Genomic DNA, 12,045 nt, shown 5'->3' with positions numbered 1-12,045 from the left:
TTTACCAGCGCTCGCGTCGGTCCCTGGCGAGTTCCGGGGCTTCCCCGATCAGGCCCGCCGCGGCGAGCACCCGGGAGTCGGTCACCTTGGCGTCTTCCGGTTCGACCCCGGCTGACGGAAGGCATGAGCCATGCGGAAACTGCTCTACGGCATGAACCTGAGCCTGGACGGCTACATCGCCGCGCCCGGCGACGACATCGGCTGGAGCGAGCCGAGCGACGAGCTGTTCCAGTGGTGGCTCGAGCAGGAACAGGCGATCGAGTTGTTCATGTACGGGCGCAAGTTGTGGGAGACCATGAGCTCCTACTGGCCGACCGGCGACCGGCAGCCGGGCGCCACCCCGGCGCAGGTCGAGTTCGCGCGGAACTGGCGGGACACGCCGAAGGTCGTGTTCTCGTCGACGATCGGCAAGGTCGGCTGGAACGCCCGCCTGGTAGCCGGTGACGCGGTCGCGGAGATCACCCGGCTCAAGGCCGGCGACGGTGGGCCGATGAGGGTCGGCGGCGCGACGCTCGCCGGGGCGGCCATGCGGGCCGGGCTGATCGACGAGTACGAGATCGTCGCTCATCCGGTCCTGGTGGGGGGCGGCACACCGTTCTTCGCCGCGCTGGACGGCTGGGTGAACCTGAACCTGGTGGAGACGCGGACGTTCCCCGGCGGCGTGGTCCTGACCAGGTACGAGACGAGGCGCTGAGCGCGTGGCTGGAGAACCGGGGCCCTTACCTCAAGGTCTTTCGTTTGGCGGCGGGCAGGGCTGAGCGTGGAGTCGATGTCGGATCGGAGGCCCATGAGTGACGATCGATATGTGTTCCTCGACCCTGACGGAACAATGCGAAATGAGGGCTGGTTCGGTGTCATCGTCCATGCCGGGACCGGGATCTTCTATGGTCAGCAATACGGCGGCACCGCCTGTCTACAGGACTTTGTTGAGGGCTATTACGTCCCAGTCGCCTCCCGGGATCCGGTGTCCGGACGTGACGCTCTTGGGGAGTTGCGCCATATCTTCGAGCGAGACCAGGGCGGCAGGGGCCTTTCCGGAGGCTTTCCCAGCGACCCGGCCTTCCTGGAAGGACTCCGCTCGTCCGTCGCCGCGATCGTCTTCTGGCCCTCTGGCCCTCTGGCCGCGGCCCGGACGAGGCCGACACGCGGAGTCATCTCCAGATCGATGACGACCGCATCGAAGGATTGGACGAAGCGTGGGTACCGGTCCGCACACCGGACGGACCCGGCGTCCTGGTCTGGTGCAATTCGGATTGATGGCCGCTCTGTCGGTTGAAAGCGCTCGGGGTTCGTCCGGCTGTCTTCTTCGGTGAAGATCAGCGGAACCGGCGGAAGAACTCTCGGATGTCGGCGAGGGCCAGATCGGGCGCGTCCTGGTGGGAGAAGTGGCTGCCACGGTCGTAGTGGTTCCAGCTGACGATGTTGGAGTGGTCCCGGTGGGCAAGTTTGGGGACCGACTGGAAGTCTTCGGCGAAGATGGCGACCCCGGTCGGGGTCGTCGTCGGTGAGGTCGGCCGGTCCTGGTCGTGGGCGTCGGCGTAGTAGTAGCGGATCGACGAGCCGATGGTGCGGGTCAGCCAGTAGAGGGTGGCGTTGGTGAGGAGGAAGTCACGGTCGACCCAGTTCCGGTACAGCTGGCTCACCCAGGCCAGCCACCCGGCGGGCGAGTCCTGCAGGGCGTAGGCCAGCGTCTGGGGCTGGGCGGACTGGTAGGCGTTGTAGGCCAGGCCGCCGCCGGAGGTGAACTCGTCCAGGAACTTCAGCGCGGCCTGGTCTTCGGCGGTGAGGTCGGCGAACTCGGCGGGGTCGCCGGAAGGGAAGGAGAACAGCTGGGTCACGTGGACGCCGACCACCTTGCCGGCCGCCTCCCGTCCCACCTCGGGCGAGACCATGGAGCCGCGGTCGTTGCCGTGGGCGCCGTTGCGGTCGTAGCCGAGCCGGTCCATGAGCCGCACCCAGGCGCGGGCCACCCGCCGCATGTGCCACCCGGGTTCGGTCGTCGGGCCGGAGAACCCGATGCCGGGCAGCGACGGCACCACCAGGTGGAACGCGTCGGCCGGGTCGCCGCCGTGGGCCCGCGGGTCGGTCAGGGGGCCGATGAGGTCGAGGTACTCGAAAACCGACATCGGCCAGCCGTGGGTGGCGATCAGCGGCAGCGCGTCGGGCTCGGGCGAGCGTATGTGCAGGAAGTGGACCCGCTGCCCGTCGATCGTCGTGGTGAACTGGGGGTGGGCGTTGAGCCTGGCCTCATGCGCCCGCCAGTCGTAGCCCGTGCGCCAGTAGTCGACCAGCTCGCGGACGTGGTCGAGCGGCACTCCGTAGCTCCAGCCGACGCCGGGCAGCTCGTCGGGCCAGGTGGTCACCGCCAAGCGCTGCTGGCGCACATCACGCTGACTCCGCTTCGGCCAGACGGTCGCGAACCATCCGGGCGACCTGGGAAACGGTGGTGTGAGAGCAGTCGATCTGCTGGACGGTCCAGCCGGCGTTGATCAGCTGTCGTGTCACGTCGCGGTAGTGGTGCCACTCGATGCGGCTTGAAGACGGCAGCTTCTGGAGTCGGTTGTGGGGACCCCGCTCCGTCAAGCGCTGTCCGACGACGACCGGGGTGGCGTCGAGAATGACGGCGAGATTGGGCTTGGTGGCCTTGGCGTTGATGCGCCAGATGAAGTCGGGATCCACGCCGTCGAGTTGCTGCATCACCAGTGCGAAAGGGATGTACCGGTCGGTGATGACGACTCTCCCAGCGTCAACATTCGGGAGAATCTCTTCCTTCAGGTGGTGGTACCGGTCGGCCGCGTACAGACAGGCCAGAGCGGTGCCGGTGACCGTCTCGGTCAGCTCCCTGGCGAGAGCGCCGATCGGCCCTTCTGACGGTTCCGCGGTGGTGTGGACTTCGTGTCCCTCGGCGGATAGCAGGCGAGCCAGCGTGTGAACCGTGCTGGTCTTTCCGACTCCGTACGGCCCGTCAACGCTGATGAACAGCCCACGCTCAGAAGAGAGCATCGCCGCCTCCTTCAGGCCCGTCACATAGCTCGGCATAGCTCGCAGGGGCGCCGTCGTCACCGGTCGCCAGATGCCGAAGCAGGCGCGCAGCCATCAACGCGTCGTAGGACGCTCGGTGAGGGACGAGGTCCGCCGGAAGGTTCCCGGCCAGTCCGAGCGCACTGACGAGTGAGGTCAGCCGATGGTGGCCTCGTCCGGCAGCAGACGCCGGGCAAGCTTGAGGGTGTCGAGGACCTCGGCCGGTTCGAAGTCAGGCATCTTGCGCTTCAGGGCGCCGAGGTCGACGCCGACGTTATGGGCGACGATGACGCACCCGGCCAGGGCGTCGCGGACTTCCTTCTCGACCTGGGCGAAGGCAGGGGCGTTCGCGACCATTTCGTTGCTGATGCCGTGGATCCGCCGCGGCAGGCCGCTCACGACCGCCGCGCGGTCGGTCAGCTCCACGAGGTGCAACCCTTTCGCCTCAGGGAGGTCGCTGGCGACCTGTTCGAGCTGTCGTTTGGTGGGTGTCCGATGAGCGCGTTCACAGCGCTTGAGCTGCGATGCCGGGCAGATGTCGCAGAGGTCCCGGATGCCGACGTGACCGTTGTAGTCAGCCAGTCCGTGGGCGTACGAGACCGCGCAGCTCGTCTTTCTGAACAGTGGCCCGTGTCCTCGGAAGGCGGTCAGGACCGCTGTTCCAGCTCTTCGGGAAAGATCTTTCGCCGAGCGGTGTCGCCGTACGGCTCGGGCAGGCCGTTGGCTCGGTAGTAGACGGCAATCTGGGCGCGGTAGAACAGGCCGGTGAAGACGGTGGCGTCGGCATGTCGGCTCAGCCGTACGGCGTTAGCGAGGTGCTGATCGGAGTCGTTCAGACCCGGATCCACGAGTAGCTGCTGAGTTGTGAGCTGAAACGGCGACAGGTGTCCGTCGTGAGCTGTCAGGATCGTGATTGTCGAGGTCATGATCGAGCAGCGGTGAAGGACACCTGTCGGGTGAAGAGGATACGGGGCCGCCGGGCGCGGCGCAGGGGCAAGGTGATGGTCGGTCGGCCGGACGCCGGGTTGACCGGGGTGTCGGGGCTTGCGGCGGTGGATGCCCTGGCCGGCAAGCTGGGGTTGGCCGGGACGCTGGATGCGGCGGTCGGGCCGGTCAAGCAGCGCGATCGTGGCCTGTCGGCGGGTGAGTTGCTGGTCGCGGTGGCGTCCTGCCAGCTGGCGGGCGGGGATCATCTGGTGTCGCTGGACCGGCTGCGCGGTGATGCCGCCGGTCAGCGGCTGATGCGGATCGATGCCCCGGCTGCGTCTACGGCCGCTGGGCTGGCCTTGCGGTTCACCACGGGGCACTTCGCGGGGATCGAGACCGCGGTCGGGCAGGTCAACACCGCGGTGCTCGGGCTGGTCGGGCGGGTGCGCCGCTCGGCGCTGCTGCGGTCGGTCACGGTCGATATCGACACCGAGGTGTACGGCTCCCGCAAACGCGGCGTCGCCTACAACTACCAAGGTCAGCGGTGCGGCCGGTCGCATATCGCGCACTGGGCCGAACTCGGCGTACCGCTCGCGGCCGAGTTGACCGACGGCCGCACCGATGGGCGATCCACCGCGACCAAGCTGCTGCGGCGGGCGCTGGCCGCCCTGAGAGTGCAGCCGAGGTGAAGGTGCGGGTCGATGCCGGCTACTTCGCCGGGGAACTGGCCCTGGAGTGCCTGGCCCGGGGCGCGCGGTTCGCGATCGGCGCCAAGCGGATCAAACCGTTGTGGGCGCAGGCCGCGAAGATCCCCCAGGAGGCGTGGACGCCCGCGATCGGGCTGGACGATGAGGGCCGCGAGGGCGAGGTCGCGGTCATGCCCTATGTCCCGAACTGGTGGCCCGCAAGCGCGTCCTGCCTGGTCCGGCGGGTCCGGGTCCCGATCGACAACCTGTCGCCCAGTCTCAAGGCCCGCCGCCGCCGGACCGTCCCCGACGGGCAGTTGCGCCTGGCCTTCCACAAGATGGTCGACCCACAAGATGGTCGACCACGTGCACGCCTACTCCTTCATCATCACCGACCTGGATGTGTCCACAGGCGGCAAGGCCGCCGAGGTCGAGCACTGGTACCGGCACCGCACCGACATCGAGAGGCCCTCAACCGCGACGCCAAGCACGGTGCCGCCCTGCGGCACCTGCCATCAGGGCACCCGCAGGTCAACACCATGTGGATGTGGGCGGCGCTGCCGGCGGTCGCCATGTCGGCCTGGCTCCAGGAACTGTGCGGCCTGGACCTGGGCAACGGCCGAGGCCGCGCCACCATCGCCCGGCTCCGCCGCGAACTGATCTGCGTGCCCGCCCGGATCGTCACCCACGCCCGCCGCCTCGAGCTGCGCCTGCCGCCCGGGGCGCGGCTCCTCGGCACGGTCCTGGACCGGCTCGCGCTCCTGCCCAACCCCGGCTGACCAGCACCAGCCCGCCCCTTCAACCCGGTAACACCGAGGCCTGTGGAACCTCCGCCCACCCGCCGCGACAGACGGGTCATCAGGCTGCCCGAACACCAAAAATCAAGATCAAAACCCGGCGAAAACGACGATCACGAGCTATTCGCGAATCCGGGTCAGAGGAGCTGGACCGGTCCTGCGAGCGCAACGTCGCACGGGTCGTCTCGGTGCTGCGCGGGGAGAGAACGCTTCCGGCGGACATCGTCGAGGACGAGCGCCGCTCGGGCGCGCGCCGGGCCTGTCAAGGCATCTCGCCCGAGATCGTCGTCGCCGTGTACCGCGCGGTCATCGGGATCTTGCGTGACGAGTTCATGGACTCGGCGAGCAGGACGGGGGCCAGCGTCGACGCCATGCTCGACGGCATCCGCCGCCTGTGGGTGCTCACCGACCACTTCAGCAGCACCCTGGTCGCCGCCCGCTACGAGGTCGACCTCAGCGACGCACGCGAAGCAGAGCAGCGCAAGGTCTCGTTCGTGCGACTCGCGCTCGATCCGACGTCGGACCCGCACGACGTCGTCGCCGCCTGCGTCCGCCACGGCCTGCGCGCCGACGGGGCCTACTGGCTGGTGCGAGCCGCGGCGCGCAGCGAGTCGATCGCTGCTGTGCAGGCCGCATTGAAGCCCGCGCACCCGATCGACGGCTTCGGCGGTGTCCTCGTCTCCGACTACGGCACGGTCGAGGGCATCCTGCCGACGCGGCCTCGGGAGCCGACCGGAACGGACGTCGCCGTCGCCGTCGCCGGTCCGGTCGGCCCCGTCGACTTCGCCAGAGCCGCCTCCGAGTCCAGACGCGCCCTGCGGACCGCCCGGCAGTTCGGGTTGACCGGACTCCACGACCGCGACTCGCTCGGCATTCTCGTCTCGATCAGCGAGGACCACGAGCTGTCGGAACTGCTGCGCCGGCGATACGTCGACCCGGTGCGCCGGGGAAGCACGATATCGGAGGACATCTTCGAAACGGTCGACGCCTATCTCGACCGGCACTCGATCCCGCACGCCGCGGCCAAGCTGTTCATCCACGTCAACACGGTCCGCTACCGGCTCAGAAGTTCACCCAGCTGACGGGGTACGAGATCACCTCAGCCAGTCGGCCAGTGAAGTGTGGTGGGCGCTGCAGGCCCGGCGACTCGCTTCCGACCCGAGCTGACGCGACGCCCGCCGTGCGGCGTGCGTAGCAGTGATGGCGGACCGCCCCGGGAATGCCGGAGGCCCTCGCCCTTTTCAAGATCATCCGACCGTGCCGCCGCGTTCGCAACCTCCGTGGGCAGTACATCAGCCGAGGTCCGCGCTGGCAAAGCTGACAACTCCGCCGAGCATCTGGCCTGAGCGCAGACGCGGAAACGTTCGGCGCATTGCCCGAGCGGGCATGGAATCGAGCGAACGTTTGGGCCGCCACCGCTGGATGATCGAACGGACGCTGGCCTGGCTGTTCGACTTCCGGCGTCTGACCGTCCGCTGCGAACGCCACGGTTACCTGTTCAACGCCTTCCTTGTCCTCACCTGATACAAGAAGCTCGCCGAACAGGCGACATGAGACACCTCTTCATCGAGATGAATTCTTGAGGCGCTGGCCAATCCTTCCAGCGGGCGCGCACCCAGTATTTTGATGCATATTGGCTGTGAGGGTGCGGCCTGAGAAGCGGACGCGCCAGTGGTGGGGGATCTGGCATGGGACCGGCGGCGGTCTGGTGGCTTCGCGGCCACAACCGTTCGAGCGGGAGCAGGTCCTGCACGAGAGCATCGAGCGTGGCGCGGCGATGCTTGCGCTTCCGGGTCAGCCGACGGGGGTGATGCTGGGGCGGGAAGTGCAACTGGGCAACGGTTACGCGGACTTGATCACGATCGAGGCCGAGACCGGACGGCCCATGGTGATCGAGGTCAAGCTCGCCTCCAACGCCGACCGCAGGCCGGTGTTCACCCAGACGCTCGGCTACGCCCCTGGTTAGACTTTCGCGAGGGCCCCTGATTGCAGCTCGCCGCGGAGTGGCTGCTGAGTGCTACGACTTCCATGGAAGGCCCGGTGTCAGTCGTGAGAGATCGCAACGGACTTGATCTTTCTTGAGGTGCACTGTGCTGCGCTCAAGGACTGTGCCTGACCTGTGGCGATGTTGGGGAGCCGAGTATCCGGGGCATGATCGGTCGTGTTCACACCGAAGAGATCACTGGTTCGAACCCAGCTCGACGCTGACGTAGCCGATTGACCGGCTTGGCGGCCATGTCAGGCGTGCCGCGAAATCGTCACCGTCCTGCTGCTCACCGCGGGCCGCACTCCCGCGATCGCACGCCTGCTCGTCACCGGTGGTCGCACAGGTAGGAGCGAAGGGCGGCGCGCATGCCGGGCGTCACTCCGCCACCGCCTCCTCGGCCACGGCGGTCTCGCGAGCCATGACCACCCACAGAAGTGCCGCCTCGGCCGGATTCGGGCGGCCTGCCGCGATCAGGTCCGGCTCGACCGGCCGGGTGAACGTCCGGGTGCGGCCGGTGACCTCGTCGGCGACCGCTGGTCCGATCCACGCGTCCATCAGCAGGGCCCGCGTGGCCCACTCGTCCAAGCCGCCCGGGAGGTAGGCGGTGTTCCCCGTCCACAGCCAGCATCGGGCCCGGCTCCCGGCCCGCGACGGCCGCCTCGATCGCCTCCGCCAGCCGATCGTGGAAGCGGCGGAGGTAGTCCGCCCGGCCGCCGAACAGGTGGAAGAAGGGTGCCCTCGCTGACGCCCGCCTCGGCCACGATCTGGTTGACACTGAGCTGGGCCAGGCCGTGGTGTTCGGCCACTGACAGCCCGGCCTGGATGAGCGCCTGCCGCTTGCCGACCGGATTTCGCGTCACCTGACGGCAGGCTCACATCGACCGTTCGGTCGATAGTGGTGCCGCCTGGTGCGCGTCACGTGGTCCTGCTGTCAGGCGGGGTTGCCCGGCAGCCGACTGCCGGGACCGGGGCCCGTAGAGGATTGCGGCGAGGTGCCGTGTCCGGCCCGGTCGCTCCCGCACGCATGGGCGGGCTGTGGATTTATAAATCTAATGCCTATAGGCTGCACCATGCCTGTGGGAGGAGTGCGCATGATCGATCGAGAAGGCTTCCTGATCGGTGGCGAGTGGCGTGAGCCGGTATCGGACGCCAGGATTCAGGTGGTGTCCCCATCGACCGAAGAGGTCATCGGGACGGTGCCCGATGCGGGCGTCGACGACGTCGACGCGGCGGTCACGTCGGCACGGCGCGCCTTCGACGATGGAGCGTGGCGGGGCCTCACCGTCGGCGAGCGCGCCGAGGTCATCGAGCGCGCGCTGCTCGTCCTGGAATCGAGGATCGAGGAGATCGGGCGGCTCGTGACCGCGGAGATGGGGCTTCCCGTCGCCGTGGCCGGCGTCCAGATCCCCGGCGCGCTGGCCACCGGCCGGTACTTCCTCGACATCGCGCGGGAGGACACGACCAGCGAGGTTCGGCGGACGCAGGCCGGGCCGGCCGCCGTGCTCAAGGAACCCGTGGGAGTCGTCGCGTCGATCGCGCCCTGGAACGGCCCCTTCAACATGGCGATCGCGAAGATCGTCCCGGCCCTGGTGACGGGCTGCAGCGTGGTGTACAAGCCGGCACCCGAGACGCCGCTCGACGCGTTCCACATCGCCGAGGCGTTCGTCGAGGCGGGAGTGCCCGCGGGCGCGTTCAACCTGATCACGGGCGACCGGGACGCGGGACGGGCGCTCGTGGCCCATCCCGGGGTCGACAAGGTGAGCTTCACCGGCTCCACCGCGGCGGGACGCGAGATCGGCCGCGAGTGCGGTGGGAGCTTCAAGCGGCTGCAACTCGAGCTGGGGGGCAAGTCGGCGGCGATCGTCCTGGACGACGCCGACATCGCCACCACCATGCAGGGCCTGGCCGTCGGGTCGTTCTTCAACACCGGTCAGGTCTGCGCGGCCTACAGCCGCGTGCTCGTGCCGAGGAGCCGGTACGACGAGGTCGTCGGGGCCCTGGTGGCGACCGCGGAGTCGTTCGTGGTGGGCGATCCGTTCGACCCGGCCACGACGATGGGGCCGCTGGTCTCCCGGCGACAGCGGGAGCGCGTGCTCGGGTACATCGAGATCGGCAAGGGCGAAGGCGCGACGATCGCCACCGGAGGCGGGGTGCCGGAGGGCCTGGACAAGGGCTTCTACGTGCAGCCGACGGTCTTCACCGGCACCGACAACGCGATGCGCGTCTGCCAGGAGGAGATCTTCGGCCCGGTGGCCTCGGTGCTCACCTATGACACCCTCGAGGAGGCCGTCGCGATCGCCAACGACTCCGCCTACGGCCTGCACGGCGCCGTGTTCACCGGTGACCCCGAGCGGGCCGCGGATGTGGCGCGCAAGGTCCGTACCGGGACGTTCAGCGTCAACTCGTTCACCTACAACACCGAGGCGCCGTTCGGCGGGGTCAAGCAGTCCGGAGTCGGCCGCGACACCGGCCCGGAGGCGGTGCAGTCCTACTACGAGCTGAAGACCGTCAATCTGGGCGAGGCCATGGAGTCCCTCTTCGCCTGACGCCGCCCGAACGAACCTGCGAGGAGGACCGGTGGAGTACAGCTTCCGCGCGCACCGCATCGCCGGCGGCATCGGCGCCGACGACCGGTTCTGGGAGTCGCTGGAAGAGGGAGTGTTCCGGCTGCCGCGGTGCGCGGGCTGCGACCGGTGGATGTGGCCGGCCCATTTCCGCTGCGGCGGCTGCGGCTCCTGGGAGCAGCGGTGGGAGCCGGTCGAGCCGGTGGGCTCCGTCTACTCGTGGACGCGCAGCTGGTACGTCTTCGATCGCACCGCGGAACGGGCGGAGGACGTGCCCTACGTGGTCGTCGTCGCCGAGATCCCGGCGGCGGGCGGCGCGCGCGTGGTCGGGGTCCTCGACGGTCCGGACGAGGGCGTGCGGGTCGGTGCTCCGCTGCGCGGACGCATCGACGCGCCCTCCGCCAAGTCCAAGGGCTACGCGGCCGTCCGCTGGTCGCTCGCCGGAGAGTGAGGGCATCGCCATGGGCAAGGGCGTGAACAGGATGATGCGCGGGACGACGGCGGTCGTCGGTATCGGTGAGACGCCCTTCCACAAGCGCGGCACGTCGGGGGAGCCGGCGCTGAAACTGGCGCTGCGGGCGATCGTGGCGGCGGCGGAGGACGCCGGCATCGCGCCGTCGGAGATCGACGGCTTCGTGTCCTACGGCTCCGAGCGCAACGACGGGCAACGCATGATGTCCGCGCTCGGCACGGAGGAGCTCCGGTTCGGCGCGCTGGTGTGGACCCACGGAGGCGGCATTCCCGGAGCGCTGGGGCTGGCGGCGACGGCGATCGTGACCGGGCAGGCGGAGGTCGTCGCGGTCTACCGCGCGATGTCGGAGAGCGGCGGCAGGCGGCTCCGGGTGGACGTCGCGCAGGACGACACCGCCGCTCAACAGCTGGTCAACGGGCTGGACGGGCCGGCGCAGATGTGCGCGCTGCGGACCATGCGGCTGATCGAGGCGGAGGGCGTGCCCGCCCGGACCCTGCGGGAGATGGCGCTCGTGTCCTATCACCATGCCAAGCGCAACCCGCGGGCGATCGGCCGCGATGCGGCGCTGGACGAGCGGATCTACGACGAGTCGCGCTGGATATCCGAGCCCTACCGGCTGTTCGACTGCTCGCGGGAGAGCGACGCCGGCGTCGCGGTGATCATGGTGTCGGCGGAGCGGGCCAAGGATCTGCGGCAGCGTCCCGCCTACCTTCTCGGCGCCCCGATGGGGGCGGTCAAAGGCTGGGGGGTCCTGGAGGAGAACCACGATCCGTACTGGTCGGCGGGGTTCCGGGGCGTCGCGGACCGCCTGTGGCGCGAGACCGGGTACGGGCCGGGTGACGTCGACGTCGCGCAGATCTACGAGAACATGACCGGGATGGGCGTCTCGGCACTGATCGAGCACCGCTTCTGCGATCCCGCGACCGCCGGGGACTTCATCACCTTCGACAACCTGACCGCCCCGGACGGCGGCCTGCCGATCAACACCTCGGGCGGCAACCTCGCCGAAGGCTTCATCCACGGGATGAGCCTGGTCAGCGAGGCGGTCCGGCAGATTCGCGGTACCTCGCCCAACCAGGTGCCGGGCGCGTCGCTCTCCCTGATGACCGGTGGTCCCGGCGACCCGGTCGTGTCCACCGCGCTGCTCGGCGACGCGTCCACGGTCTGACCGTTCGCGGGTGAACCGCCGGCCGGCCGACATGGTGGCACGCGTCCCCTCGGCCGCGCCTTCGCATTTGTGATCAAGCACGGGAATGCTCGCCCTCCGAACGGCGGCAGATTTCCGAAGTCCGTTGACGCCCAACTCCTAAATCTATAGGTTTTAGGCAAATGGGGTCATGTGCTGGTCCCGGCGATCCGTACCTCCCGGGTCACCCCTCTGCGGCCCTGAGTGCATTCCGCGCCGAGGGTTCCGGAAAGCCGCATGCCCCCCTTCCAAGCCCGCGGTCGGGCGAGTGCTACAGCGAGGACGTGGCATGGCGAGACTCGAGAACAAGGTCGCGATCATCACCGGTGCGGGTTCGGGGCTGGGACGTGAGGCGGCCCGGCTGTTCGCCGCGGAAGGCGCCGAGGTCGTCGTGATGGACGTGCT

Annotated in this window: 16 protein-coding genes and 2 pseudogenes; 12 read left to right on the top strand and 6 right to left on the bottom strand. The window is 68.9% G+C overall.

Annotated elements, in window-relative coordinates; translation table 11 throughout:
- The first annotated feature begins 130 nt into the window (after positions 1 to 130).
- The 3 genes and pseudogenes from F8568_RS44860 (at position 131) to F8568_RS51410 (ending at position 1,257) form a co-directional block, all read left to right on the top strand.
- Positions 131 to 694, top strand: a complete 564-nt coding sequence (locus F8568_RS44860; RefSeq protein WP_151600250.1) for a dihydrofolate reductase family protein — start codon at positions 131 to 133, stop codon at positions 692 to 694.
- A gap of 75 nt (positions 695 to 769) precedes the next feature.
- Positions 770 to 1,093 (top strand): annotated as a pseudogene (locus F8568_RS51415) (DUF6210 family protein); the annotation flags it as partial.
- 8 nt (positions 1,094 to 1,101) lie between these two features.
- A complete protein-coding gene (locus F8568_RS51410; RefSeq protein ID WP_407924527.1) occupies positions 1,102 to 1,257 on the top strand; it encodes a DUF6210 family protein in 156 nt (51 codons plus the stop codon).
- 59 nt (positions 1,258 to 1,316) lie between these two features.
- Here F8568_RS51410 and F8568_RS44855 read toward each other — a convergent pair whose 3' ends face one another.
- The 4 genes from F8568_RS44855 to F8568_RS44840 form a co-directional block, all read right to left on the bottom strand.
- Positions 1,317 to 2,384 carry an epoxide hydrolase family protein gene (locus F8568_RS44855; RefSeq protein ID WP_151600248.1) on the bottom strand — a complete coding sequence of 356 codons (1,068 nt, stop codon included), beginning with the start codon at positions 2,382 to 2,384 and terminating at the stop codon, positions 1,317 to 1,319.
- 1 nt (position 2,385) lies between these two features.
- A complete protein-coding gene (gene tmk / locus F8568_RS44850) occupies positions 2,386 to 3,039 on the bottom strand; it encodes a dTMP kinase (protein ID WP_202126111.1) in 654 nt (217 codons plus the stop codon).
- 138 nt (positions 3,040 to 3,177) lie between these two features.
- Positions 3,178 to 3,447 (bottom strand): 3'-5' exonuclease, encoded by a 270-nt coding sequence (locus tag F8568_RS44845; RefSeq protein ID WP_151600247.1) that lies wholly within the window; start codon positions 3,445 to 3,447, stop codon positions 3,178 to 3,180.
- A gap of 221 nt (positions 3,448 to 3,668) precedes the next feature.
- Complete coding sequence (locus F8568_RS44840) at positions 3,669 to 3,947, bottom strand: hypothetical protein (RefSeq protein ID WP_151600246.1); 279 nt, start codon at positions 3,945 to 3,947, stop codon at positions 3,669 to 3,671.
- Between the two features lie 12 nt (positions 3,948 to 3,959).
- Here F8568_RS44840 and F8568_RS44835 point away from each other — a divergent pair, with 12 nt between their 5' ends.
- The 5 genes and pseudogenes from F8568_RS44835 (at position 3,960) to F8568_RS44815 (ending at position 7,397) form a co-directional block, all read left to right on the top strand.
- Entirely contained in the window at positions 3,960 to 4,637 is a 678-nt protein-coding gene (locus tag F8568_RS44835; RefSeq protein ID WP_151600245.1) for a hypothetical protein, read from the top strand.
- A 2-nt stretch (positions 4,638 to 4,639) separates the two neighbouring features.
- A complete protein-coding gene (locus F8568_RS44830; protein WP_151600244.1) occupies positions 4,640 to 5,413 on the top strand; it encodes a transposase in 774 nt (257 codons plus the stop codon).
- Positions 5,414 to 5,619: 206 nt separating this feature from the next.
- Positions 5,620 to 6,513 (top strand): helix-turn-helix domain-containing protein, encoded by an 894-nt coding sequence (locus F8568_RS44825; RefSeq protein ID WP_151600243.1) that lies wholly within the window; start codon positions 5,620 to 5,622, stop codon positions 6,511 to 6,513.
- Between the two features lie 265 nt (positions 6,514 to 6,778).
- A pseudogene (locus F8568_RS44820) lies at positions 6,779 to 6,955 on the top strand (IS5/IS1182 family transposase); the annotation flags it as partial.
- Positions 6,956 to 7,076: 121 nt separating this feature from the next.
- Positions 7,077 to 7,397, top strand: a complete 321-nt coding sequence (locus F8568_RS44815) for a PDDEXK family nuclease (protein WP_151600242.1) — start codon at positions 7,077 to 7,079, stop codon at positions 7,395 to 7,397.
- 396 nt (positions 7,398 to 7,793) lie between these two features.
- Here the strand turns inward: F8568_RS44815 and F8568_RS44810 are convergent, their stop codons facing one another.
- Together F8568_RS44810 and F8568_RS51405 are read right to left on the bottom strand one after the other, a co-directional pair.
- Positions 7,794 to 8,003, bottom strand: coding sequence for a hypothetical protein (locus tag F8568_RS44810; RefSeq protein WP_151600241.1), 210 nt, complete (start codon positions 8,001 to 8,003; stop codon positions 7,794 to 7,796).
- Entirely contained in the window at positions 7,973 to 8,278 is a 306-nt protein-coding gene (locus F8568_RS51405) for a TetR/AcrR family transcriptional regulator (protein ID WP_151600240.1), read from the bottom strand. Before F8568_RS51405 ends, F8568_RS44810 begins: the two co-directional genes overlap by 31 nt.
- Positions 8,279 to 8,509: 231 nt before the next feature.
- On the opposite strand from F8568_RS51405, the gene F8568_RS44800 reads away from it, so the two are divergent.
- The 4 genes from F8568_RS44800 to F8568_RS50850 form a co-directional block, all read left to right on the top strand.
- Entirely contained in the window at positions 8,510 to 9,964 is a 1,455-nt protein-coding gene (locus tag F8568_RS44800; protein ID WP_151600239.1) for an aldehyde dehydrogenase, read from the top strand.
- 31 nt (positions 9,965 to 9,995) lie between these two features.
- Positions 9,996 to 10,433, top strand: coding sequence for a Zn-ribbon domain-containing OB-fold protein (locus F8568_RS44795; protein WP_151600238.1), 438 nt, complete (start codon positions 9,996 to 9,998; stop codon positions 10,431 to 10,433).
- A gap of 10 nt (positions 10,434 to 10,443) precedes the next feature.
- Complete coding sequence (locus F8568_RS44790; protein ID WP_202126110.1) at positions 10,444 to 11,622, top strand: thiolase C-terminal domain-containing protein; 1,179 nt, start codon at positions 10,444 to 10,446, stop codon at positions 11,620 to 11,622.
- Between the two features lie 169 nt (positions 11,623 to 11,791).
- On the top strand, positions 11,792 to 12,045 hold a 254-nt coding region (locus tag F8568_RS50850), incomplete at its 3' end, for an SDR family NAD(P)-dependent oxidoreductase (RefSeq protein ID WP_328601317.1).

It is taken from the genome of Actinomadura physcomitrii (assembly GCF_008923205.2).
Classification (GTDB): Bacteria; Actinomycetota; Actinomycetes; order Streptosporangiales; family Streptosporangiaceae; genus Spirillospora; species Spirillospora physcomitrii.
This window is presented reverse-complemented; position numbering and strand designations above follow the sequence as displayed.